The following is a 24,173-nucleotide window of genomic DNA, read 5'->3' on the forward strand; positions in this document are numbered from 1 at the left end:
GCTGCTTCGTTGAGGGGTGACGTCTCGCCGCTTCGCCGAGGGGCGACGGCGTCGCCGCTTTGGGCTCACCAAGTAGCCACACAAATGACGCACAAATGTGCTGGACTTCCCTGCTTCAGCGCAACGAGACTGTGTACACGAGCAACCATTTGGCCTATTGGGGGTCAACCAAAGTGTGTCGCTCACACCGTCTGAAGGGACAAGGTCAATGGACGACCTCGCAGCTTTCTTTCCCCTGATCGCCATCATTCTGGGCGTGGTGCTCGTGATCGGCTTCATTTGGCTGGCCACCAAGGCGATGTGGAAGGTGGCGGAACCGAACGAGGCCCTCATTATCTCGGGGCTGACGCGCGGAACCCTCGAAAATACCGACGGCATGGACTTCAAAATCGTCACCGGCAAGGGCGCATTGGTGGTCCCGGGACTGCAGACGGTTCGCAGCCTGGCCTTGACCCTGAACGAAACCGAACTCAAGGTTTCCTGCGTGACTTCGCAGGGCATCCAAGTGATCGTGGACGGAGTGGTGATCTACAAGATCGGCGACGCTCCCCCGTTCATCGCCAACGCGGCCCGGCGGTTCCTGGGCCAGCAGCCCAAGATGGAAAGCCAGGTCTACAACGTGTTCGAGGGGCACCTGCGCTCAATCATCGGCAGCATGACCGTGGAGGAAATCATCCGCGAGCGTGACAAGCTCGCCTCTTTGGTTCGCAGTGCCAGCGGGGTCGAGATGGAGAAGCTGGGCCTGGTGGTCGATTCACTGCAGATCAAGGACTTGCAGGATCCCACGGGCTACATCCAGAACCTGGCCAAGCCGCACATAGCGCAGGTCAAGATGGAGGCCCGCATTGCCGAGGCCACCAGCAACCGGGAAGCGGCAGAGAAGGAAGCAGAAGCGGCGGCCCTGATCGCTGATGCGCAGAGCCTTTCCGCCATCAAGCAATCGGCAGCCCAGGCGAACGCGGAGCAAGCCCGTGCCCAGGCAGCGCAAGCAGGGCCGCTGGCCGACGCTACCGCCCGGCAGCAAGTGGTGGTCCAAGAGACCGAAGTGGCCAAGCTTGAGGCCGACCGCGAAGAGCAAAAACTGCAGACCACCATCCGTAAGCCCGCCGACGCCCGGGCCTACGCCCAACGCACCGACGCAGAGGCCAAGAAGGCAGCTGACATCAGCGCCGCGGAAGCACTGGCTAAGCGCACCGAACTCGAGGCCCAGGCCAATGCCCGCCGAGTGGAGCTCGAAGCCCAGGCCAACGCGGGAGCGGCGGCAGCCATGGCCGGCGCAACACGCGTCACGGGTGAAGCCGAAGCAGCGGCGACGACGGCACGCGGCAATGCGGCTGCCTCCGCCGTGAAGGCCAAGGCGTTGGCTGAAGCTGAGGGCATCAAGGCCCGCGGTGAAGCGCTCGAAACCAACCAGGACGCCGTCATTTCGCAGCAGATCGCTGAGAACATGCCGGCTATTGTGTCGGCAGCGGCGGAGCCGTTCTCACGAATTGGGCAGCTGACCGTACTCAATGGTGGCGAGGGGCTGAACAGCATGGTGGGTGGCATCCTGTCCCAGGTGGGGAACTTCCTGCCGTCGCTGGCCTCGGCGTTGCGGGGCAAAGAGACGCCCGCTGCTGCTCCCCGTCCAGCTCCCGTGAAAGCTCCGCCGGCGCCAGCTCCCTCCGCCAAGGACCCAGATGCATAGAGAGGTGGATCGTAGCCTCACCGGAAAGATCGGCCGGGTCACGGGCACGGTCGCGCCCGGGACCATCGGTGAAGTCATGCTTCCTTTCCACGGCGGCACCAGTGCGTTCTTCGCCTACCCGTTTGATAAGACGAGCGTTTTCCCCGTCGGGGAGAAGGTACTGGTGATCTACTTCGAGCCGCCGCAATCCGTGTACGTCGACGAGCTGCCGGACGTCCTCCAGGGTAAGGGGTAGCCGCCTCGCGAGGCACGCGGTCACAACTGCGGCCCGTAGATGAACTCCTTGGCGTGGTTGACGGCCTTTTTGAAGGCGTCGTTCCGGAGTGACACCTGTTCCTGCGATCCCCCAGCACTTGGCTCAATGAAGGTGGTGGGCCCTGGGCGGAGCATCCAGATGTCCCCGGCCGGCGGCAAATAGAAGACGCCGAAGGAACGGTGTTCCGGGTCGTCGGTCCAAATGGGCACCACGGCCACCGCGGCACCTGTATCCGGGTTGATCCACTGGGCGCGAGGCATCGGTTGCTCCAGCACTTCAGGGTCGAGGAACGGCGCAGTCCCCCTTCCCCAGCGCTTCTCGAACCGTTCGTAGAACGCTGGAATGATGTGGCCGTCGTAGGGACGCCATGCGCTCATGAATGTCTCCTTGGAAGTCGGGTACTTCGGGGCAGGGGCTCCCATCGGGCCGGGCCAAACGACAGCGGCCCCTGCTCCGAGGTAGGACCGGGGGTAGCTACTGGCGATCGATGGAAACGGACCTTCACAGGCGTCCCGCGATCACCGGATGGAGCACTGGACCGCCGCTCACGGTCGTAAGCCGCCCGCTTTCCTGGGTCCGACAAAACGACGTACGCCTGCATGATGGCATGCAGTTCCTGGACGTCGCCCGCTGAGGGGGTGCCGCCGTCGTCGGCTGCTTGGCGCGTGTCCGGGTGGTGGGTGCGCAGCAGCGAGCGGTAGGCGCGGGCTATCTCGCGCGGGGTGGCATCGGGCGTCACGTGCAGGGTTGCGTAGTGGTCTGGCTGGGTGTTCACTGCTGGTTCCGGGTGGGATGCGGTGGATGGGAGATGGCCCCCGGCCGAAGCCGAGGGCCATCCGATCGGGAGGCGACGTCAGGGGCCGCGTTTTTCTCTGCGCGACAAGCGCTGTGGCGTGGCACGAAGCCTGCGCCCATTTTTCCGATGCTGCGGCCGATCCGAAGCTCCCGTCCTGCACTCCGCTGAGGGCCACCCCCGGGCGAACCCTCAGCGGAGAGGGCGGACTATGCGTTGATTTCCTGTCGTTGCTCGTTGGACGTGATTTCGATGCGCCGGGGCTTGGCCTTCTCGGCGACGGGGATGCGGAGTGTCAGCACACCTGCGTCGTAGCTGGCCTTGACGCCGTCGGTGTCCAGGGTGTCGCCCAGGATCAGTTGGCGGCTGAAGACGCCTTGGGGGCGTTCGGCGGCGATCAGTTCGGTGTTCTCGCCCGCTGGCGACTTACGTTCTGCCTTGACGGTCAGGACGTTGCGCTCGACGTCGAGGTCCACCGATTCAGGGTTCACACCGGGCAGGTCGAAAGCGACCACAAACTCTTCGCCGTCCTGCCAGGCGTCCATCGGCATGCCGGCGGGGCGTGCTGTTGTGCCAAAAACCTGTTGGGCGAGCCTGTCGAATTCGCGGAACGGGTCAGTGCGCATCAGCATTTTGTTCTCACTCCTTAGATCTTGATGCTGACTCTTCTATTGCGCCAGCCTTCCTGATCTGTGTTGGCTGGTATAGATTTTTTATAGCACTGGTGAGAGAGTGGTGCAAGTAGGTTTTCGGAAGAATTTTGGAGAGGTTTCGGATGGCTGCTTCGGACAGTTCCGCTGGAGGGCACGACGGCGGATTGGGCGCCGCTGTTGCCGGCGGCGGCACTGGCGGCGCTGATGGCCGGGACGCCCGGGGCGTCTACGCGATCTCGGTGGCGGCAGAACTCGTTGGCACGGGGCAGCAGAACATCCGCCAATATGAACGCAAGGGCCTGCTCACCCCGGGCCGCACGGACGGCGGCACCCGTCGCTACAGCGAGGACGACCTCACCACGTTGCGACGGATCGGGGTGCTCCTGGATGAAGGGCTGAACCTGGCCGGCGTAAAGCTCGTGCTGGAGTTGGAAGCTCAGAATCGTGGGCTGACGAAGGACAACCATGGCCTCACGCAGGACAACCGGGAACTACGGGCGGACAACAAGGGGCTGCGGAAGGATTTGAAGGCTGCGCGGGAAAGTTCAGCTGCTGTCGAATGATCGGGCAGGCGGCTCAGCACTGATAATAAAAAGTGGCCGCCCCAGAAAAGGAGCGGCCACATTCATCGTTCAGTCGACGTACTACTTACTTTTCGCAGCCCACGCCGTCGCCATCTTTATCGAGGTGTGACCCGTAGCCAGGCTGACCCACTCGAATGGGAGCAGCACCGGCGGCACGAACTGCCGCGCAATTCTTGTAGTACGTCGCGGGCGGTGCCACCGGCGGCGCTACAGGCGGCGCTTGGACAACGGGAGGCTGAGCAGGCACAACCGGAACCACCGGCGGAGCCTCGACGACTGCCGGAGGCGGCACGACGACTGCCGGAGTTTCAACTACGGGCGGAGCGACCAACTTGACCGGTTCCTGAATCGGAGTTGGCGTCGGTGTGGGAGTTGGTGTCGCAGTTTCGTCCGTGAGATGGCGCACCCCAAGTTTCACCTTGGAGTCTTTCGCAACCTGGACGGCTGGCAGCGGATCCTGACTGACAACCTGCCAGTTCTTCTTGGACAGGATGGTCTTACCGTCGTTGACGTCCTCAGCATCTACTTTGAGGCCGAGGTCTTTGAGCTGATCAGTTGCTTTGTCGAGGGTGAGTCCGCCAACGTCGGGCATGGTGATCGTCTGCTCAGCGACAGCTGTAGCACTCGCCGCGGACTGGGCGGATGTAGCTTTGCTACAGCCAGTCAGCGCAATACAAGTGAGCACGAAAAGTGCAAATAACTTCTTCAAAATGTCCCCTTTTTTGAAGCGATGCCAAAGCTCTTGAAAGGCCTGAGTGCCAAACTTCGGAGGGCTCGCTCGGTCAAAAGGTAACAGTGCACCGCCCGTTTAGTGGCGGTGCACCAAAACTACGCGTAACAAATGTCAGATTATCGCTGTCATCACATTCCACCCGGCCCCAACCTGCTTCGCCGTGGGCCACGCCGATCCCCCTTGGCCGGAGTACAACCACAGGCCACCGCCGGAGTCCCGGGCCAACAGATCAGCCCGCCCGTCGCCGTCGAAATCACCGGGGCCAACCAGCGAGTTCATCGCGTTCCAGCCTTGGCCTGTCACTTGGCGGGGCAGCCATCCGCCGGTTCCCTTGGGCGGGTACAACCACAAGGTCCCAGCGCTGTCGCGGGCCACGAGGTCGGTCACGCCGTCGCCGTTGAAGTCGTCGGCACCAGTGATTTCAGACAACGCCGACCAGCCCGAATCGGCCCACATCCTGGGCAACCAGCCACCCTTTCCGTCGCCGCGGTACAGCCACAAGGCCCCGCCACGGTCGCGGGCCACGACGTCCCCAAAGCCAGCGCCAAAGAAGTTGATGGGCTCGATGGCGCTCATGTTTTCCCAGCCGCTGCCAACCAGCACCCGGGTTCCGAGTCCGCCGGCACCGTTGCCCGGGTAGAGCCACAGGAGACCACCGCCGTCGCGCGCCAGAACGTCGGCAAACGAATCGCCGTTGAAGTCGCCCGGCGCGATCAGGGCCGTCATGACATTCCAGCCCTGCCCGACCTGGACGCGCTGGAGCCATCCGCCCGATCCGTTCCCCGGGTACAGCCACAAAGCCCCTGACACGTCCCGCGCCAACACGTCAGGATGCGAATCACCGTTGAAGTCGTTCTTCACGGGCGCTGCAACAGAGCCGTCAATCACGGACACGGAGGCACTTCCGTTGTTGGAGACGTAGACCTTGCCGGTGTTCGGGTTGACCGCGGCGTCCAGGGGATCCTGTCCGGAGAACACGGCGGAGAAGCGGTTGTCGCCATCCACCACGGTGACTCCCCTCCCTTGCAGGAGCGCGTAAGCCTTGTTGCCTCTGGTGTTGACCAGCATGTCGGTGACGCGAGAGGGAGTTCGCAGTTTGGCGACTTGTGTCTTTGTGGCTGGGTCAATGACCTGCACGAACCCGTCGAGGCCCCCGCTGTCCCCGGCGACGTATACGGTGTTGGTCACCGGATTCACTGCCAGTTTGCCCACGTTGTTAGTGGTCGGAATCGTGTCAGTAATGGTGTCCGTCATGCCGTCAACCACGCGCACCCCGGCACCATACTTGCCCAGGGTGGTGAAGTAGATCTTGTTCGTGGTTTCGTTGATGGCCAAGTCCAAGATGCCGCCGGGGCCGATGCTGATGGTCGAGGTCACCACACCACCAGCGCCAATCACCTTGATGACTCCGCCACCCAAAATGTAGACCTTGCCGGTGGTCGAGTTCACCGCGATCTCCTGGGCGCCGGCTACCGGCAAAGCAGTGGCGGTGAGGGTGGCGCCGTCGATCACTTTCACGCCGTTCTGCCACGCTACGTAGGTCTTGTTCGTCACCGGGTTCACTGCAAGCTTGCCCGGGTTCGCGCCGACGGGAACCGAGGTCGCGGCACGAGTAGCACCATCGACCACGGCCACGGCCCCACCGATTTCGCTGACGAAAACCTTGTTCGTCACCGGGTTCACCGCGACGTCCACCGGCATGTCCCCCGAGTACAGGCGGCCACTGGAGAGCTCGCCGTCAACCACCTCGACACCGTCAAAGGTGGCCACATAGGCCTTGTTGGTGGCCGGGTTCACGGCGATACTCGTGGGACGCTCGCCGACGGGGACAACGCGGGTGAGATCGTCCGCTATAGCGGGCGAACCCAAGGTTCCCGACAACAGCCCCAGCGCCAGTCCGACGGCGACAGTTCCCGCCGCTGCCCGGCGTCGCCGTCGTAAGCCAACCCGCCGTCGTGAGCCCAGTCGCGAACCCTCAAAAGGCGCGCGCGAAACATCCCCAGCAGCAACCATGGCAGAACCCCCAGATCATCGACGCCCCAGTACGTCGTAGAACGCCAGCCTACAACCGCGCACGGACAAAACTAAGAACCACCTGTTAACCAACTCTTCCTCCACAGGCCACCCGATCGAACCCGCACCGCCAACCGCCCCGACCACCGTTGAAGGCGTGAGGATCGCAATCGTCGCCGAATCATTCCTGCCGCTGATGAATGGGGTAACCCACTCGATACTGCGGGTGCTGGAGCATCTGCAAGAGCGTGGGGATGAGGTGATGGTGATCGCGCCGTCGACGTCGGACACTGATGTTTCGAGCGTCGAGAAGGGTGCGTATGTGCACCGGCTTCCCTCGGTGCCGCTGGCCGGTTACACGAATGTGCGGGTTGCGTTGGGTGGTGTGAATCGGGTCAAGCGAATCCTTGCCGATTTCTCGCCCGACGTGGTGCATCTCGCTTCCCCCTTCGTCCTCGGCTGGCGCGCCGTGCAGGCCGCCCACCAGCTCGGCATCCCGAGCGTGGCGATCTACCAAACTGAGGTTCCCAGCTACGCCGCCCGGTACGGCGTGCCGTTCCTGGAGAACTGGGCATGGAACCGCGTGGACAACATCCACCTCCTGGCTACCCGAACCCTTGTGCCGTCCACTTTCGCGCTGAACCAGTTGCGCGGACGCGGCATCCTGCGCGTGGACATGTGGCGACGCGGTGTGGATACCGCGCGTTTCAACCCCACCAAACGTTCGACGGCGTGGCGCAGCTCAGTAGCGCCCGACGGTCACCGCATCATCGGCTACGTCGGCCGGCTCGCCGTGGAGAAACAGGTTGAGGACCTCGCCGTGCTCGCGGATTTGCCGAACACGAAGCTGGTGATTGTGGGCGATGGACCGCAGCGTGCCTCTCTTGAAGCTGCGTTGCCCGGCGCTGTGTTTACTGGATTCCTGGGCGGCGATGCCCTCGCCGAAGCCGTTGCCTCCTTTGACCTTTTCGTCCATCCCGGCGAGTTCGAAACCTTCTGCCAGACCATCCAGGAAGCCATGGCTTCAGGCGTTCCTGTGGTGGCTACCGGACGCGGCGGCCCCTTGGACCTCGTGGAAAACTCGCGCACCGGCTGGCTCTACGAGCCGGGAAACCTCAAACAACTGCGCGACTACGTGCAGGACCTGATGGGCGACGACGCCAAGCGCCGTGCGTTCGCAACGGCAGCAACCGCGTCGGTCCAGGGCAGGACGTGGCCTGTGCTCAGCGCCGACCTTGTCCGCCACTACAACGAAGTCATCGCCTCCTTCTCCCGGGAAAACGGCCCCACCGAATTGACCTCCAGCAAAGGACCCACCTCATGAAGATTTCCGTGATCGGCTGCGGCTACCTCGGCGCAGTTCACGCAGCGACGCTCGCTTCGATGGGCCACACTGTGGTGGGTATCGACGTCGACTCCTCCAAAGTGGAACAACTCAACAAGGCACTGGCCCCCTTCCACGAGCCGGGCCTGGACGAACTCCTCCGTGATGGCCGCACGACCGGACGGCTCCAGTTCACCACGGACTTCTCCCTCGCAGCGGATGCCCAAGTGCACTTCCTCTGTGTGGGCACCCCGCAGTCCAAGACCTCGGACACCGCGGACCTGTCCTACCTGATGGGCGCCACGAAGAGCCTCCTGCCGCACCTGGCCAAGGGAGCCGCCGTCGTCGGTAAATCGACGGTGCCGGTAGGCACGGTGGAGAAGCTGCGCGACCTGCTGGCACGACGCTCCGACGTGCTGCTCGGCTGGAACCCCGAGTTCCTTCGCCAAGGCACTGCCGTCAAGGACTCGCTGGTTCCGGATCGGCTGGTTTACGGCGTCCCGGGTGGCAAGGACGCCGCTGCCGGGATCCCCGTCACCGCCGTGCTGGATGCCGTTTACGAACCCCTGATCAGCGCCGGGATCCCGCGCCTTGTCTGCAACTTCGCGACCGCGGAGCTGATCAAGTCGGCGTCGAACGCGTTCCTGGCCACGAAGGTCAGTTTCATCAACGCAATGGCTGAGCTGTGCGACGCGTCGGGCGCCGACGTGAGCGAGCTCAGCGAGGCGATGGGCCTGGACCCCCGCATCGGCAACCGGTACCTGCACGCCGGGCTCGGCTTCGGCGGCGGCTGTCTGCCGAAGGACATCCGGTCGTTCCGCGCCCAGGCACGTGAGCTTTCGGTGCCTTCGGTGGACGAGTGGATGGCATTGGTTGATTCGGTGAACCTCGATCAGCGCTCCCGCGCAGTGGAAGTCGCCCGCGAAATGTGCCGCGGCTTCCTGTCCGGGCGCACCGTGACCATCCTCGGCGCCGCCTTCAAGCCCGACACCGACGACATCCGCGACTCCCCCGCCCTGGACGTCGCCCAGCAACTCGCCTCCGCCGGCGCGCACGTCACCGTCACCGACCCCAAAGCCATCAACAACGCCTGGATCCGCTACCCGCAAATCCGCTTCGAAGCCTCCACCAAACGCGCCCTCGAAGGCGCCGAGCTGGTGCTGCTGCTCACGGAATGGGACGAATACGTCTCGCTGTCGGCTTCGGTTGCCGGATCACTCGTACGACGCCGGATGGTGCTGGACGCTCGCAACGTACTGGACGCTGAAGCCTGGCGGAGCGCCGGGTGGACGGTCCGCGGGTTGGGCACGGGTGCTGGTTTGGCTGAAGAGCGTGGGGCTGGGGCACCTGCGGCTGATCAGGCTGGCGGGCGGCGGAAGCACGCGAGGGCTTGATGCGCGGACTGTACGGAAGCAGTCGCTCGTAACTTTCGCTCCATGCAAAGTCATAGATAACTTCCTCTCCCTTTGCCGTTCAGCCGGTGTTATGGTCGCAACACGCGCCATCGCATCGGCGCATCTAAAAGGGGGCATTACATTGAAAAAGGGTGCAATTCGCACGTCCAAAAATAAGCATTTCCGGCGCAAGTCTTCCTTGACCCAAGGCAGTAAATCGCTCGCGCTGATCGCCTTAGGCTCTGTCATTGTCCTGCTGACGGCCTGTGGACAAGGGTCCACAACCACCGCCAGTTCGGTAAGCACGTCCAAGTCCTCGCCATCGTCAACACCGACACCAACTCCGAGCAAGGTCGCCGGAACAACCTGCACAACAGAGAAGGCCACGCAGGTGGGTGCCGGTGACACCTATGTATGTGGCACGGATCAATCCGGAAAATTGGTGTGGTTGGACTCAGCAACTGCCCGCAAACTTTCGGATCAGCGCGCTGCCGAAGCAGCAACCAAGGCTGCAGCGGACAAGGCCGCCGCCGATAAAGCAGCTGCTGATAAGGCCGCGGCCGACAAAGTCGCTGCGGACAAGGCAGCAGCGGACAAGGCGGCAGCAGATCAGGCCGCAGCCGCCCAAGCTGCGGCGGCTAAGGCGGCTGCTGACAAGGCTGCAGCCGCGGTAGTTCCCAAGGCCGTTGTCCCAGCACCACAAGCCCAGAGTGGCTGCGATCCGAACTACAGCGGCTGCGTTCCTATAGCCTCGGATGTCGACTGCGCAGGCGGCAAGGGCAATGGTCCCGCGTATGTTCGGGGTCCCGTGACGGTCATTGGCTCGGACATCTACAAGCTCGACTCGGACGGCGACGGGATCGGCTGCGAAAAGTAGCATTTTCTGTGGGGCGGGCGTGGCTTCAATAGCCATGGCCGCCCCACACCGCCATCAGCGTCGGCTCGTGGCTGCATCGCTCACGGATATGAGCCTGGGCTCGTCCGGATAAGTGTTGTCGATAACTCTGGTTGCGCGCGACCACGGCTCCGCGTTCTCAAAGTAGAGACGCTGCCCGCCAACATAACGGCGCATTGATGGATGTTCCGGGTCAGGGTTGCCGCCGTCCCGTATGGACATACGTCGTGCTGTCTCGGTGAAGGGGACATCGAGGAAGATCGAGTAGTCCCACTGGCCCATCAGCTCGTCCCGGTGAAGGAACATCCCTTCGACCAGCACCAACGCGTCCTCCGGTGCTTGCCGTCGAGGCAACTCAAGTCTTTGGTTCCGACGGGCATCTGTGACTGCGGGGCGATACATTCCGTCCCCGCCTCTTCGCAGCGGAGTCAGAACGTTGTCCTGAAAGGCCGCATAGTCGTACGTGTCGAGCCAGAACCCTTCCGGCGACGTCCGTCCTCTCCGGTGCCGGGCTTCCTGCAGGTTGAGGAAATCGTCGAGGTGGATAGTCACGACCGGCCTGCCCCGCATCACGGACACAAGTTCATTAGCGAACGTTGTCTTGCCGCTCCCGTCGGCCCCATCAACGGCAATGAGGCGCCGGCCCGCGCCGAGCTCCGCAATTTCTCTTGAGAGGAACTGCAGTAGTTCCGCTCTGCCAGCCAAGACGCTTTCCCCAATCATCGGACCATCGTGGCACACGATGACCTCATCCCCCACCACCTAGGGAAGCCAAATCTCTACTCATCTTGGGCTAAGAACCACACAGGCCAGGCATGATCAGCACCTATTTGCCGCTTCCCACCACCTAGCCCGAGGAACCAGCCATAGTCTCTTCATGTGCCTCTGGGGCGGGATCCCGGTGTCCGGCGGGAAACCCCACCCGCCCCGGCGTCGGAGGTACAACGGCACGGCTCCACCCGACTACCCCCAGGTGGAGTCGTGCCCAGCCCGTCGAAGTCTAAGCAGTCGGTACACGATGCCCACCACGAATATGAGGACACCAAGCCCCACAGACAGCGGGGGCAGCGTCGCCACAAGCACCACGCACGCTACGGCTCCAGCGACCTGCAAGACCTTCGGGTAGCGGCGATCCGCGGCCGGCTGGGTGAACGCCGCGATGTTGGCTACCAAGTAGTAGAGCAGCACCCCGAAAGAAGAGAACCCGATGGCACCCCGCAGGTCGGCTACGGCAACGATGATGCAGATGACCACCGCCAGCGTCATTTCGGCACGATGCGGGACCTTGTATTTCGGGTGGACGGCGGCGAGCGCGTGCGGCAGGTCGTGCTCACGGGCCATCGCCAGGCTTGTCCTCCCCAACCCGGTGATCAGAGCCAGCAACGCGCCAAGCGAAGCGATCGCAGCTCCGACGCGGACCACGGGAGCAGCCCACGCAAAGGTTCCCTGTTCGACGGCGGCGGCGAGCGGCGTCGTATTTTCCGCGATACCGTCAGGACCGAGCGCGGCCAACAGCGTGACAGCGATGACCGCGTAAACCAGGATCGTGATCCCAAGCGCGATGCTGATGGCCCGTGGGATGGTGCGGCGTGGCTCCCGAACTTCCTCGCCCATCGTTGCAATCCGCGCGTAGCCAGCGAAAGCAAAAAACAGCAACCCGGCAGACTGCAGAATCCCGTACCAGCCGTGTGCCAGCAGCCCGTCGCCCACCAGGTTGCCGAAGTCCGGCCCGGAGCCGCCCCACACCGCACCTACCGCGATGGCCAGGGCAATCAGCACGGCAACCACCAGGATCCGGGTCAGACCCGCTGTTCGGGTGACGCCGTGATAGTTCACTGCCGTCAGAAGCACGACGGCGGCAATCGCCACCGGGCGTTCCCAGCCTTGGGGTGCGGCGTAGGCAGCGAACGTCATCGCCATTGCGGCGGCGCTGGCTGTTTTGCCGATGACGAAACCCCAGCCGGCCAGGAACCCGTACCACGGTCCCAGCCGTTGACGGCCGTACACGTAGGTGCCGCCGGATGTCGGGTAGGCGGCGGCGAGTTGAGCGGACGACGTGGCGTTGCAGAAGGCCACGAATGCTGCCACTACCAGGCCCACCAGCAGCCCCGATCCTGCGGCTGCAGCAGCGGGTGTGAAGGCAGCGAACACGCCGGCGCCGATCATGGAGCCGAGGCCGATAAGCGAGGCATCGAAGGTGCCGAGTCTGCGGGCCAAGGCTGGGGAATTGCTCACTGAAACCCTTCACGCGTTGGGAGGCTGATAACGCCGCAAAGGGGCGTTGATCAGGAGGTACTCCGAGAGTATCCCGGGTCAGCGCGGTGGAAGTGAATTCCCCACGAGCATGAAGAGACTGTTGCGCGACGTCGCACCGGTCTTCCTGAGTGCGTTGGAAATGTGGTTTTCCACTGTTCTGGCGCTGATGCCCAAGTGTTCGCCAATCTCGACATTTGAGCGGTGTCCCGCCAACACAGCCACCTCGATCTCCCTTTCAGTCAGTGGTGTGGTCCTGAAGGTGTTGAAGGACAGTTGTTCATTGGCCGAAGGGAAGCGAACGGCGAACATCGACGATGCCTGGGCAAGGGCGTCGGCTGCGACACTGTCCCCTTCGACGACGTGGCGTTTGAGAGCGCCGCGGAGCAGCATCCCTATTTGGTAGGTGTCCGGGTCTGGTTCGTAGTGCTTGAGGAGGAGACCCAGCAGCTGATGGTCCCCCTCGACAACTGCGGCGGCAATGGCCAGGAGTTTGTCGTGGACGGATATGCCGCTCTCCCTGAGGATCTTCTGCAGCAGGTCCAATACCGGCCGCCCGGGACACAGGCACGTGCACAGCAACGCCGTCATCATGGCTTCGAGGACGTATCCGCTCTTCAGTTGTCGTTTGACGAGTTTGGTTGCCTTGCGATCGAACGTTGCGGGTTGGGCGCTGCTGTGGGCGATGAGTTCGTAGGCGCCTTTACCAATGCCGGGAAGCGGTCCGATGTCGTGCACGTCTTCCCGCGCCTGGGCGGCGATGGAGAATGCCGGGGAGACCACGTTGGTTGCGTGTCTGAGCCCGGCGAGCCGCAGCATGGCGTCGTACAAGGAGTCGACCACGAACCCGGGCCGGCCCATGGCGAAGACGCTGCTCATGAGGTATTCGGCCTCTTCGAAGTTGCCGCGGTAGAGCAGCCCGTGGGCAGCAATGTAGCTGCTGGTGACAACGCCGAACTGGTCCAGGTTGTTACGGGCCTCGGCACGCCAATCCAGGGCGAAGACAAGGGACTCATCCACCCTGCCGGTGGCGAACAGTGCGTAACCTCGGATGAAGGGGCGGAGGTGCGGGAAGGCGTCCTCATCGCCTTCCCCCTCGACAGCCTTGAGCGCAACGTCGGGCCGCAGGCGGTATAGCTCCAGTAGCCCGCTCACCAGGTTCCGCATACCCGGCTGCGGATCGGAACCCTCTGGATTCTGCCCGTCGGTGGGCTGAACGCGACCATGGGATGCGCTGAGAAAGAGAACGGCATTAGCGATGTCCGTTTCGTATTCCGGGTTGGTCGCGGCCCAGGTCTGGAGAATTTCGACGGCGGCGCCTGGGCCTTGGCCTGTATGGATAGCGAGCATCGCCTCGGTGATGGTGAGGAACAGCAGGTCTGTTGCCTCGGCGTCGGCGGTTGTTGTTTCCGCACAGACGCGGACGGCGCGATGAACGTTCACTGGAGCGCCCCAATACGTGCGGAGGAGCGCCACCGCGTTCGCGGCCGTCTTGTTACCTTCCCAGCGTTCGAACCGCGTGCGTTCGCGTGCTGCGTTGTGGTCGTGGATGTGGCGAGCGGTCACCGCGTCGTCGTCGCCCTTTTCCAGGCGGAGTTCAGCGAGAAGTTGGGTGAGGCAATCGGTCGTCGAAGAATTTTCGCCGGTCACCTGGGGTGCGGTCTCGAGTATCCCCGCGATTTTGCTGCGCAGCAGGTGCCGGTCGCGGAGCATCTTCTGTCCGCGAAAGTAGTCGGCGATGACCGGTGGACTGATGGCGGCGATCGCCCCGCTGTGGTGATCGTTCATCACGGACAGAAATCCGCGGCGCTCGAGGTTTTCCAGGATTTCCGGGGTGATGACCTTCTGCAGGATGTCGATACGCGCCGTGCCCAATATCGCCATGATGTGGAGGGCGGTGAATTCCTCGGGGGTGAGTTCGGCCAGCAGAGCTTCCAAAGTTCCCCGGAGGTGTTCGTTCCAGAGGGAGTGGCTGGTCATGCGCCATTGTTTGTCCCGCAGAACCAGGAGGTCACTCATCGACGCCGTCTCGGCGATCCGGACGATGAGCCGGGGGTTTCCCGCTGACTTGGTGAGGATACGGGCCGTTGCCTCCGCGTCCGCAGGCGCGCCAAGTACCTGGGCAACCAGCATGTGGACCTGCTCGTAGTGGAGGGGGTCCAGCTGCAGGTGAGCCTCGCGGCCTTGGTTGAGGACGGCGAGTTGGCCCTTTGAGAACGCCCACGTCTCCGGTGCGGTGGCCACCATGGGGCAGTCGGACCGGCGCCGGACGGCTTCCAGGACAGCCAGAGACTCATTGTCTACCAGGTGGATGTCGTCAGCCACCATCAGGTGCTTTCCGGGTTTGGCCAACTGTGCGGCAAAGACGTCCGCGATATCGAAGACACCGCTTCGGCCCGGGCGCATGTCCAGGCCCAGCCCTTTGATGGCCGAGTAAGGGATACCGCGGTGGGTGCGCATTCCGCTGATGAGGTGGACGGAGACGCCAGTCTTCTCCAGGTTAGCGATCACGTTATTGACGACGGCGGTCTTGCCGCTTCCAGGGGCGCCGACAACGCGCACTCCTATGCCGCGTGCAACGAAATCGAGGATTCGTTGAACCTCTGAATCGAACACTCGACCTGACCTTCTGTTTCTGTGGACGCCCGACATGCGGCTCACTTCGCAGGCTAGATCGAGGAAACAGGACTAGGTGGCAAAACGGCCTTGCACAGGCCATTTTGGGGGCTTCTAGGTGGTGATTCGGATGAAACTAGGTGCTGAGCGGCCTCGTCTAGGTGGTGGGAGGCCGTTGCTTTAGTGCTTGAGCGCGTGCTCGGGGTGTTCATGTGGATCCCTCGCGTAGTGGGTGATTGAGTCCCACGCTACGGACGGCTGGCGGCGAATTACATGGGTGTAATTCGCTATGTGGATATGTGTTCGAACGTCCGCTTGTCTAGTAGTACATATATCCACTTGGGCAGACAAAGAAGCAGGTCCGGTCAGTGACCGGCCTTGCTTCTACGTCGAAGGAACCCTTCTGGTTTTCTTCGACGGAGCGATACGCCGAGGAGTTGATCGCCGAGTAGTGAGCTACCACCGCCCGGCACGCCGACGTGGTGCCCCGCTCACCACGGCGTAGTCGCCAGATCATCGAAGCTCGAGAATCATATCGCCCTCACGATCTTTTATGAATCAACGTATGCAGCTCTCTTCGACGGATAGAGCGAGAAAAGTGAACTAGGTGGCAATTCGTCCTTGCACAGCCCGTTTTCGGGTGCTCTAGGTGGTGATTTAGCCAAAAGTAGGTGGTGGCGCATCTCCCCTAGGTGGTGAACGCGTTGCTGGTTCTATGATCGCGGTGAAACAACCCTTGGATTGTATGTGTTGCTCCCAACGTACACGTTTGACAAATGCAGATCCGGGGTTGAGAGTATTGCTCAATCACTTGAATGATTAGCGGAACAGCAACCGTAAAAGTGAAAGTGATTTCCATTGCATCAACTGGTTAATGCACTCAAACCAAGCTCAACTCCCGTGAGGGTGTTGGGAAACGTTCAATCAAGTATGCCTATGTGGCTCTTGAGATCACGTCCATTGGGGGACACAAGATCATGAAACTTCGTAGTAGCATCACAGCAATATGCTTGTCAGTATTCATCGCAGCCCTGGCAAGTCCAGCCCATGCAGCTGATGAGCCCGACAGCACGCAGACACTCAAAGACATCACCGCGCCAAGATCCGCCTCAAGCGACGGAACCGCAAATCACTTGAGTCTCAAGAAGGGCGAACCGACATTTTCAACAACAGCTGTCGGATCGCGCCGTGCCAGTCTTTACTCCGGAAACTGGATGCTCTTCACGGAGGAAAACGTGGATTTCTACTACGACTGGAGCCGGGTGACGAGTAGTTACGGCTATCAACGCGTTGGCGCTTTCGGGTTCAACACGGTTCAGGCATTGGGCATCAATCGAAGTTATGTGAGCAACTGGCAGCACTCCTTCAGAGCACTGACCGACGCAGGCGTTGGCACGCCCACCCCTTGGGGAAATGTCAACGTCTATCACTCCACCGTCATCCAGAGCGCAAACGTGTACGGCGACGGCGCCTGGTATGCGTGGCAGGGCTAGTCAACTGACTCATAGCCCATAGGGGCCGGTCCTGAGCGGCCGGCCCCTCCATAAACGAGGACTCATGTTACGGATAACAGATCTTTCCAAACGGTACGGCCGCATAAACGTATTGCACAACGTGTCATTGACTATTCCTTCGAGTGGCATATACGTACTTCGAGGTGAAAACGGCAGCGGCAAGACCACCCTCCTGAAGTGTTTGGCTGGGCTTGAACGATACCAAGGAAGCATTCTCTGGCACAGAGATTCATTGTCGAATAACATTGCGGCAGCCTTTGATGATTCCACAGTGCACGGTCGACTCACAGGTTTGCAGAATCTGCGAGCCTTACTTGATTCTTCTTCAAAAGTCATTGAGGAAACTCCTGCAGTTCGGATGTTCTTCAATATTGATCTTCTCAAGAAGAGGTCTGCGAACTACTCTCTCGGACAACGAAAAAATATCAAGATAGCAGCTGCTTTCGCAGCACGGAAACCCTGCATCTTGTTAGATGAACCGCTGTCTGGCCTAGATAAAGCCGGTCGAGAGGGCCTGCTGCAATTGCTGGAATCCAGCGCCGACACCAACTGTGTGCTGATCTCAGATCACGAATCCGCGTTCTACCGCAGCGTTGCCTCATCTGAGTTCACCATTCGACATGGCAAGATCCATCGAGATCCAGGCAACCAGGCTTTCAGGATCGATGATTTTGATGAATAGCCTACTTCGTTCCATAAGAACCGAACTGCGATATCAGCACTGGAGCAGAATGCTCTTGCTTCCCTTCGGTGCTCTCGCCTTGGCTCTCGTAATCGCTTTCACCGGGAGTGTCAGCAACGTTGGTGCCAGCATGACTCGTCTTGAGGCGACGGAGGCACAAGCAGCAGCCAACGGACTGTCCCTGGCTCAGGCCATGGAACAGCCCATGAGCTTGGTAGTTCAGGACGGTCAGAAGCTGGTGGACAATCCACTTCGCTATGACTATGAAAGGGCCTACCTTGCTTACCAAGCCCTCGAAGGAACGAATGGAGTCGGAACCGGACTTGAAATGATCACTTTCCTGGTCATCCCGCTACTCTTTTTCGTGTACGGGTGCGGCGTGGCGGCCGGCGACACCCGCCGTCGTATTTTGAAGGATCGAGTGGTCATACAAGGCGCAACGTCATACGTCGTCGCCAAGGTGGCTACTGTCGTGGTCGTTTCCTTGGCTGCGATCCTGATCGCGGCGACGCTGAGCCTTGCTGCGGCGCCTATAGTCAGAGCCGCCTTTCTACCTTCTGTCGATGGCAGCTTTCCCTACCCTGTGGCAACAGTGGCTGCTGAAAGCCCCGCAGTCCAAATCGCATTCAGCGCGTCTACGGCAATCATGTTCGGGCTACTGGGTCTGTTTGTCGGACTCGTGGCCAGAAGCATGCTGATACCGAGCTTGGCCGCCGGCGGGCTGCTTATGGTGGCACCTTTCGCTGGGCCCTACGATCCACGAAATATTCTTACCGCCGCCGGGGAGGGCGTCTTCAACTACTGGGGTGGGTTCAGTCCACGCCCGCCATTCCCAGTGCAGGTCGAACTCGGCCTGGCCGCCATGGCCGGAGGCTTGGTCTTTGTTGCCCTGGTGTCCGTCGTTATCTGGTCACGGATGACGAAATTTGTGTAACGGCCCACTTGGGCAGACAAAAAAGCAGGGTCGGTCAGTGACCGGCCCTGCTTCTTAGTTATCCGAAGACTAGATAGCCTGGATGTTTACTGCCTGGGGACCCTTGGGGCCCTGCTCGACGTCGAAGGAAACCTTCTGGTTCTCTTCGAGGGAGCGGTAGCCCGAGGAGTTGATCGCAGAGTAGTGAGCGAAAACGTCCTGGCTGCCATCTTCAGGAGAGATGAAGCCGAAGCCCTTTTCGGAGTTGAACCATTTCACGGTACCTGTAGCCATTTTTTTCAGTCCTTACTGAAGGTGGAGATGCTCCCGACTTTCGGGTCTCCGGTGTGGGGTGTTCTCCACCGTTACTTCAGAAGGTCACGATCCAGAGGGACCGTGGGGACTGCCTGAACTACCAAATGCCAAACACAACAACACCGTCAAGTCTACAGAGTTTTGAGCAGATGGCTAGTGCTGGGAAATATTTATCCATCGGGTGTGTTCTGGAGACGCTCCTGGCAGCCCCAGTTGGCCGCTACTGCTAGCGCCGCTACCACCCACGTTGCGACATCGAGTGCCCGAATCAAGCTTGTGGTCGACATGTGCAAATCATCGCCCCAGAGTGCCTTCCCGAAAGCCCACGTCTCCGCCCATCCCCAAACGCCGCCCCCGAGCGTAAACTCCACCCCATGGGACCGACCCCTGACACGGTCATCATCGGCGCAGGCCAGGCGGGCCTCACGACGAGCTACTGGCTCACGCAGTTCGGCGTTGAGCACCGAATCCTCGATCGGCGCGCCACTTTGGGAGGTGCCTTTCAGGACCGCTGGGACAGCTTCTACATGAACACCCCTAACCTCGCGCTGGACCTGCCGGGGATGCCCTACGACGGCGATGATCGGAACGCGTTCATCTCCCGTGACGCTGCGGTCAACCTCTTCAGGCGTTACGCGGATCTGATCGACGCGCCTGTCGACACAGGCGTCGACGTGACTCGACTATCGGCAGCGCCGGGCGGCGGCTTCAACCTCGAAACGTCGCTTGGGAACCTAGGGGCCCGGAACGTCGTCCTCGCCACCGGCGCCTACCAAGTGCCCAAGGTCCCCGCCCTCGCCGCCAGCTTCCCCGAGCGCATGGTCCAGCTCCACACTCACGATTACCGCAATCCCGAGCAGCTACCGGACGGTGGCGTGCTCGTTGTCGGGACCGGACAGTCAGGTGGCCAGATCGCCGAGGAACTCCACGCCGCCGGACGCGAGGTCCACCTCGCGGTTTCGATCGTCCCCGAAGCGCCCCGCCGGTACCGGGGCCAGGACCTCATCTATTGGATGCTCGAAACTGGCAAGCACGGACCCGAATTCGGCGTCAACGGGCTCACACGCGAGGCGCTGCCCTCCCCCGCTGCGCGGTTCGCCCCCAATCCCCTGCTCTCCGGCGTCGACGGGGGCCACAGCATCCATCTTCGCGAGCTCGGCCGCCGCGGCATGCACCTTCACGGCCACTTGGAAACCGTCGACGACGGCGGCATCACCTTCAGCGACGACCTCCCCGAACGCCTGGCAACAGTTGAGACGGTCTTCGCGCAGCGCTCGGGAAACGCAATAAATGCGTACATCGCAGCGGCTGGGATCGATGCCCCGGAGCAGCCATCTTTGGCAGCGGATGACTGGCTGCAGGTTGAGCCGGCGCGGGTGAACCTCGCCGATGCGGACATCACGTCCGTGGTGTGGGCCAGCGGGTACAAGCTCGATTTCGCGTTCGTGGACCTGCCCCTGATCGATGAATGGGGCTACCCCAAGCATTCATCCGGAGTCACCGAGTTTCCGGGTTTGTATGTGGTCGGTCTCCCTTGGCTGACCCGGCACTACTCAGCGATAGTTGGTGGCGTGGGCTTAGATGCCAAATATATCGCTGAGCGAATTTCCGGTCTACTTTTCCAAACGCAGTAGCGCTCCCAGGAGGACGAGTCCATGCAAATGCCCAAGCCCTCAGAGGCGGACAAACAACGCTTCCGCTCTGCCGTCCCCGAAAATCGGGACGTGGAGATCAAGCCGATGTTCGGGAACCTCGGTGCTTTCGTTCATGGCAACATGTTTGCCGGCCTGTTTGGCCCGACCATCGGCGTGAAGCTCTCCGAGGCCGACCAGCGAGAACTGGAGGCCAATCACCGGACTCAACCCTTCGGTCCTGCAGAACGCCCTATGGGTGGATACGTCGGCCTTCCTGAGTCGTGGCAGGACGACGCCGAACAAACCGCGGAATGGGTGGTCAAAGCCTTCGAGAACGTAGCTGCGTTGCCGCCTAAAGCACCGAAAGCACCGAAGGCAAAGCTGCCCAAGAAATAGGCAATTCTGCACCCAAAAGCCCTCGCCAAACGTGTCCGGAAGTGCTGTGATCCTGCTATGGCATCAATGAATGGGCGAGTGTCCCTTGTGTCGGGCGCTACGGGCGGCCTCGGCAAGGCCATCGCTACTGCGCTGGCCCGCGAAGGAGGGACCGTCGTCGTGCTTGGCCGTTCGGAAGCGCGGGCAGAAGGCGCGATTCGCGACATCCAGGCTGTGGTCCCCAACGCGGCGCTGGAGCCGCTTGCGTGTGACCTCTCGAGCCAGGCCTCAATCCGGTCGGCAGTTGATGAATTCCATACCCGCCACCAAAAACTCAACGTGCTCGTCAACACTGCTGGCGTGTTCCGCAAGGAACGACAAGTGACCGCGGACGGCCTCGAAGTCACGTTCGCCACCAATGTGATGGGCTATTTCCTGCTCACCAATCTGCTTCTGGATTCGCTGAAACGCGGCGCAAGTGCAGACGATGCCTGGACGTCGCGGGTGGTCAATATCGCGTCGAAGTATTCGGGTGGGCCGTCGGTTACCAAGATCGATTTCGACGACCTTCAGACCGCGAAGCGCAAGTACAGCTACATGCGCGCAACCCCGCCCACCATGCTCGGCCGGGTTCTGTTGACGCAGGAGTTCGCGGAGCGTCTTCGGGGCTCGAACGTGGTGGTGAATGCCGTGCACCCGGGCCTGGTTAAGAACACGGGGCTGCTGCAGGACGTTGGCGGACCATTTCGCCGGCTGACAAACGCGTTGGGCAAGCCTGCCGAGGAAGCGGCCGATACGCCGGTTTGGCTGGCGACTTCACCGGAGACTGCTGCGGTGTCCGGCAAGCTCTGGGCGAAGCGCAAGGAACTGCCGACGCCGGGCATGGGGTCGGACCCGGCGGCGCGGCAGAGGCTGTGGGAGGAGTGCGCCCGGCTTGCGAAGGTCCTCTGAGCTTTCGCTCAGAGAACTACGCCTCCTTCAGGTCCAGCTGCGGCGCAGGTTTCCGGAACCCTCGTGTCAGGAATGCCAGGTAGGCCAATCCCACACCGGCCCAAATCAATCCGAAGGTGAACGACAAGCCACTCAGGCTCGTCCACAGCCAGATCGTGAGCACAAACCCAACGCCTGGAAGCACAAGGTTGTGGATCACGCCGCGAGCTCCGCGGGCCTTTTGGTCGAAGAAGTAGTGCTTGATCACGGCCAGGTTGACCACGGAGAACGCGACCAGGGCACCGAAGCTGATCAGCGAGGAAATCGTCAGCAAGTCCAACACGAACGCCAGTAGCGACACCGCGGAGGTCAGCAGTATGGGCAGCACGGGGGTGCCGAATCGGGGGTGCAGCCGCCCCAACGCTGCCGGGAAGACCCCGCGGCGACCCATCGAATGAATGATGCGAGATACCGATGCCTGGGACGTTAGGGCCGACCCGAGGCTGCCAGCGATGTAAGCGGCTGTGAAGAATGCGACCAACAGATTGCCGCCGGCTGCGCCAATTACTTCAATTGCGGCAGCGTCGACGTCGTTAAAGGTGCTGACGGGGAGAACCAGGTGGCTGATGTAGGCGAGTCCCAGGAAGATCATGCCGGCCAGAACCGTGGTGATCATGATGGCGCGGGGCAGATTCCGCTTTGGATCCTTGGTTTCCTCGGCGAAGGTTGAGACGGCGTCGAACCCCAAGTAGGAGAGGCAGAGGATTGCTGAGCCGGCGAAGACGGGCGAAAGGCCTTCGGCACCTTCGGCCCCGGTGAAGGGCGCTAGCAGGTCAACGCTGCCGGTTCCCGTGATTGAGGAAAGTCCCAGAGCCACGAACAACGCGATGAAGAGCGCTTGGAGGCCCACCACCACAAAGTTGGCCTTGGCAATCGCAGTAATGCCAAGGATGTTCAGCACGGTCACAGCCACAATCGAGACGATCATGAACACCCAAGCCGGGATAGCCGGGAAGGCGGCTTCCATATAGATGCCGATCAGCAGGTAGTTGATCATCGGCAGCAACAGATAGTCCAGCAGGAGCGACCATCCGGCCATGAAACCAAGGCCCGGCCCGAAGGATCGGGTTGCATAGGTGTACGCGGATCCCCCGAACGGGAACGCCTGCGACATCCGGCCGTATGAACGTGCCGTGAACAGCATGACCACCAGGGTCACGGCATAGGCAGCCGAGAGCCGCCCGCCAGTCAGTTCCACCACGATGCCGTAGGTGCTGAAGATGGTCAGCGGCACCATGTAAACCAAGCCCAGCAGGACCAGTGACGGGACGCCTAGAACGCGGCGCCAACCCTGGTTCGCCGACTCCGTGGACGTCGGCCCCACAGGCTTCTCGCCTGCCGGTGTATCAGTTTCAAACGTAGGGGTCATTGGGGATCCTTGGTGCTCGTGCTGAGGTGTGCTTTGAAGCTGCGACGCTGCAGAACTTCGTAGCGGCGACTGGGTCTGCGGGGTTACCGGGATCCTGACGTGCTGGGGGTGGCTCGTGGGCGCTCGATGGAGGCCGCTGACCGTGCAATACGAGGTGAAATGAATAACGTTCATTTATTGTCGCGGTGAGGCGGGTCACAGTCAATATGTGACGCGCACCCTCTGTCGTTGCACGCCTAATGTTGGCGCGGGCCGCAGTCACCGAGCAGGCGGGGCTATAGGCCGTGGGGTTACCGTGGCTGACTCGGCACTACTCGTCGATCCCGGGCGGGGTTGGGCTCGACGCGAGGTTGGTTGCCGGCAAGATAGCCTGATGTAAGAAATTCCGAGCGCTGAGGAGCCTGAAGTTGGATCAAGCGTGGGATGGGCACCCGAGACTTATTGCTTAGCCCAGTTTCCGCAGTGTTCCGTTTCGAAGGTTTGGCCTTCGGCAAGAGTTACCATGGGGAACCCACCCTTGACGTAAAAGTCATAACTCAGGTAGTCCTTGCCGTTACTTCCAGTGCGAGTTATAACCCAGGAGCAGTCGGCCGACACTTCCGCGGTTGTCCTGTAGACGCCAGGAACTATGTCTTTGCCAACGGTCCAGATACCTTCTTTGATCGCGGTTGAGGTTGCGGCGCCCTCTGCTGCCGTCACAGCCCCTTCCCGGGCTTTCAAAGCCTGTTCTGCCTTCCTAACTTCTTCCTCCCGCTTTGCGAGATCGGCAGATACGTCGGCTTCCAACTCGATTGCCGTCTTGGGCTGGGCGGTCAGCGCAACCTTTTTGGATCCGTCGACGCCCGCCGCGATTCCGCCGAGCAGTAGCGAGCAGATCCCCGCGGTGGTGACGCAGACCGCAGCGGTTCGGCCCGGCAACGCGGCCCAGGACCGCCGTTTAAAGATGAGCGAATACAGTCCGGTTAGAAAGGCAGCGAGACCCAAGAAGATCAGAATTGACTCACCGTGGCCTAAACCAGCATCAACAATTGCAATAAGACCAAGCAGTGAACTCATTATCCAAAACGACGCCCCAAAGTCTTTCTTCGGTTTCCCTGACCCGTTTAGGCCTTGAGGTTGACGCGGTGGAGGCGTTCCACCGAAACCCTGGAACGGGAGTGGTTGGGGGTTGTAGCTTCGC

At 61.6% G+C, this 24,173-nt stretch carries 23 protein-coding genes; 12 read left to right on the top strand and 11 right to left on the bottom strand.

The window, feature by feature from the left end; genetic code table 11:
* Positions 1-208: 208 nt before the first annotated feature.
* Together AC5RU9_RS14190 and AC5RU9_RS14195 are read left to right on the top strand one after the other, a co-directional pair.
* Positions 209-1,687 carry a flotillin family protein gene (locus tag AC5RU9_RS14190; protein ID WP_494016931.1) on the top strand — a complete coding sequence of 493 codons (1,479 nt, stop codon included), beginning with the start codon at positions 209-211 and terminating at the stop codon, positions 1,685-1,687.
* Between the two features lie 4 nt (positions 1,688-1,691).
* A complete protein-coding gene (locus AC5RU9_RS14195; RefSeq protein WP_494016932.1) occupies positions 1,692-1,922 on the top strand; it encodes an NfeD C-terminal domain-containing protein in 231 nt (76 codons plus the stop codon).
* A 20-nt stretch (positions 1,923-1,942) separates the two neighbouring features.
* Here AC5RU9_RS14195 and AC5RU9_RS14200 read toward each other — a convergent pair whose 3' ends face one another.
* The 3 genes from AC5RU9_RS14200 to AC5RU9_RS14210 all read right to left on the bottom strand — a co-directional run bounded on the left by AC5RU9_RS14200 (position 1,943) and on the right by AC5RU9_RS14210 (position 3,368).
* Positions 1,943-2,320, bottom strand: coding sequence for a hypothetical protein (locus AC5RU9_RS14200; protein ID WP_211713028.1), 378 nt, complete (start codon positions 2,318-2,320; stop codon positions 1,943-1,945).
* A complete protein-coding gene (locus AC5RU9_RS14205) occupies positions 2,317-2,718 on the bottom strand; it encodes a J domain-containing protein (RefSeq protein ID WP_494016933.1) in 402 nt (133 codons plus the stop codon). Before AC5RU9_RS14205 ends, AC5RU9_RS14200 begins: the two co-directional genes overlap by 4 nt.
* 227 nt (positions 2,719-2,945) lie before the next feature.
* Positions 2,946-3,368, bottom strand: a complete 423-nt coding sequence (locus tag AC5RU9_RS14210) for an Hsp20/alpha crystallin family protein (RefSeq protein WP_494016934.1) — start codon at positions 3,366-3,368, stop codon at positions 2,946-2,948.
* A gap of 143 nt (positions 3,369-3,511) precedes the next feature.
* Between AC5RU9_RS14210 and AC5RU9_RS14215 the strand changes: the two genes are divergently transcribed.
* Entirely contained in the window at positions 3,512-3,952 is a 441-nt protein-coding gene (locus AC5RU9_RS14215) for a MerR family transcriptional regulator (RefSeq protein ID WP_494016935.1), read from the top strand.
* A gap of 85 nt (positions 3,953-4,037) precedes the next feature.
* Here the strand turns inward: AC5RU9_RS14215 and AC5RU9_RS14220 are convergent, their stop codons facing one another.
* Together AC5RU9_RS14220 and AC5RU9_RS14225 are read right to left on the bottom strand one after the other, a co-directional pair.
* Positions 4,038-4,682, bottom strand: a complete 645-nt coding sequence (locus AC5RU9_RS14220) for an excalibur calcium-binding domain-containing protein (protein ID WP_494016936.1) — start codon at positions 4,680-4,682, stop codon at positions 4,038-4,040.
* 135 nt (positions 4,683-4,817) lie between these two features.
* Entirely contained in the window at positions 4,818-6,719 is a 1,902-nt protein-coding gene (locus AC5RU9_RS14225; protein ID WP_494016937.1) for an FG-GAP-like repeat-containing protein, read from the bottom strand.
* Positions 6,720-6,876: 157 nt separating this feature from the next.
* Here AC5RU9_RS14225 and AC5RU9_RS14230 point away from each other — a divergent pair, with 157 nt between their 5' ends.
* The 3 genes from AC5RU9_RS14230 to AC5RU9_RS14240 all read left to right on the top strand — a co-directional run bounded on the left by AC5RU9_RS14230 (position 6,877) and on the right by AC5RU9_RS14240 (position 10,314).
* Complete coding sequence (locus tag AC5RU9_RS14230) at positions 6,877-8,043, top strand: glycosyltransferase family 4 protein (protein ID WP_494016938.1); 1,167 nt, start codon at positions 6,877-6,879, stop codon at positions 8,041-8,043.
* Entirely contained in the window at positions 8,040-9,437 is a 1,398-nt protein-coding gene (locus AC5RU9_RS14235; RefSeq protein WP_494016939.1) for a UDP-glucose dehydrogenase family protein, read from the top strand. The genes AC5RU9_RS14230 and AC5RU9_RS14235 overlap by 4 nt, the downstream gene beginning before the upstream one ends.
* Positions 9,438-9,636: 199 nt before the next feature.
* A complete protein-coding gene (locus AC5RU9_RS14240) occupies positions 9,637-10,314 on the top strand; it encodes a hypothetical protein (RefSeq protein WP_494016940.1) in 678 nt (225 codons plus the stop codon).
* A 54-nt stretch (positions 10,315-10,368) separates the two neighbouring features.
* On the opposite strand, the gene AC5RU9_RS14245 is transcribed toward AC5RU9_RS14240, so the two are convergent.
* The 3 genes from AC5RU9_RS14245 to AC5RU9_RS14255 all read right to left on the bottom strand — a co-directional run bounded on the left by AC5RU9_RS14245 (position 10,369) and on the right by AC5RU9_RS14255 (position 15,201).
* Positions 10,369-11,037 (bottom strand): nucleoside/nucleotide kinase family protein, encoded by a 669-nt coding sequence (locus tag AC5RU9_RS14245; RefSeq protein ID WP_494016941.1) that lies wholly within the window; start codon positions 11,035-11,037, stop codon positions 10,369-10,371.
* A gap of 258 nt (positions 11,038-11,295) precedes the next feature.
* Positions 11,296-12,567 (bottom strand): APC family permease, encoded by a 1,272-nt coding sequence (locus AC5RU9_RS14250; RefSeq protein WP_494016942.1) that lies wholly within the window; start codon positions 12,565-12,567, stop codon positions 11,296-11,298.
* A gap of 78 nt (positions 12,568-12,645) precedes the next feature.
* Positions 12,646-15,201 carry a helix-turn-helix transcriptional regulator gene (locus AC5RU9_RS14255; RefSeq protein ID WP_494016943.1) on the bottom strand — a complete coding sequence of 852 codons (2,556 nt, stop codon included), beginning with the start codon at positions 15,199-15,201 and terminating at the stop codon, positions 12,646-12,648.
* 938 nt (positions 15,202-16,139) lie between these two features.
* Here AC5RU9_RS14255 and AC5RU9_RS14260 point away from each other — a divergent pair.
* From AC5RU9_RS14260 to AC5RU9_RS14270, 3 genes are all read left to right on the top strand, one after another.
* Positions 16,140-16,694 carry a hypothetical protein gene (locus AC5RU9_RS14260; protein WP_494016944.1) on the top strand — a complete coding sequence of 185 codons (555 nt, stop codon included), beginning with the start codon at positions 16,140-16,142 and terminating at the stop codon, positions 16,692-16,694.
* Positions 16,695-16,815: 121 nt separating this feature from the next.
* Positions 16,816-17,397 carry an ABC transporter ATP-binding protein gene (locus AC5RU9_RS14265; protein WP_494016945.1) on the top strand — a complete coding sequence of 194 codons (582 nt, stop codon included), beginning with the start codon at positions 16,816-16,818 and terminating at the stop codon, positions 17,395-17,397.
* Positions 17,336-18,331 (top strand): hypothetical protein, encoded by a 996-nt coding sequence (locus AC5RU9_RS14270; RefSeq protein WP_494016946.1) that lies wholly within the window; start codon positions 17,336-17,338, stop codon positions 18,329-18,331. The genes AC5RU9_RS14265 and AC5RU9_RS14270 overlap by 62 nt, the downstream gene beginning before the upstream one ends.
* Before the next feature lie 69 nt (positions 18,332-18,400).
* Here the strand turns inward: AC5RU9_RS14270 and cspE are convergent, their stop codons facing one another.
* Positions 18,401-18,604, bottom strand: coding sequence for a transcription antiterminator/RNA stability regulator CspE (cspE, locus tag AC5RU9_RS14275; RefSeq protein WP_011773907.1), 204 nt, complete (start codon positions 18,602-18,604; stop codon positions 18,401-18,403).
* A gap of 395 nt (positions 18,605-18,999) precedes the next feature.
* On the opposite strand from cspE, the gene AC5RU9_RS14280 reads away from it, so the two are divergent.
* From AC5RU9_RS14280 to AC5RU9_RS14290, 3 genes are all read left to right on the top strand, one after another.
* Positions 19,000-20,259 (top strand): flavin-containing monooxygenase, encoded by a 1,260-nt coding sequence (locus AC5RU9_RS14280; protein ID WP_494016947.1) that lies wholly within the window; start codon positions 19,000-19,002, stop codon positions 20,257-20,259.
* 21 nt (positions 20,260-20,280) lie between these two features.
* A complete protein-coding gene (locus tag AC5RU9_RS14285) occupies positions 20,281-20,655 on the top strand; it encodes a TfoX/Sxy family protein (protein WP_494016948.1) in 375 nt (124 codons plus the stop codon).
* Positions 20,656-20,733: 78 nt separating this feature from the next.
* Positions 20,734-21,585, top strand: coding sequence for an SDR family NAD(P)-dependent oxidoreductase (locus tag AC5RU9_RS14290; protein ID WP_494016949.1), 852 nt, complete (start codon positions 20,734-20,736; stop codon positions 21,583-21,585).
* 16 nt (positions 21,586-21,601) lie between these two features.
* Here AC5RU9_RS14290 and AC5RU9_RS14295 read toward each other — a convergent pair whose 3' ends face one another.
* Together AC5RU9_RS14295 and AC5RU9_RS14300 are read right to left on the bottom strand one after the other, a co-directional pair.
* A complete protein-coding gene (locus tag AC5RU9_RS14295; protein WP_494016950.1) occupies positions 21,602-22,993 on the bottom strand; it encodes an APC family permease in 1,392 nt (463 codons plus the stop codon).
* A 438-nt stretch (positions 22,994-23,431) separates the two neighbouring features.
* On the bottom strand, positions 23,432-24,049 hold the full coding sequence (locus tag AC5RU9_RS14300) for an Rv1352/Rv1906c domain-containing protein (RefSeq protein ID WP_494016951.1): 618 nt from the start codon (positions 24,047-24,049) through the stop codon (positions 23,432-23,434).
* Positions 24,050-24,173 lie beyond the last annotated feature (124 nt).

This window comes from Arthrobacter sp. B0316-5-4 (assembly GCF_059090325.1).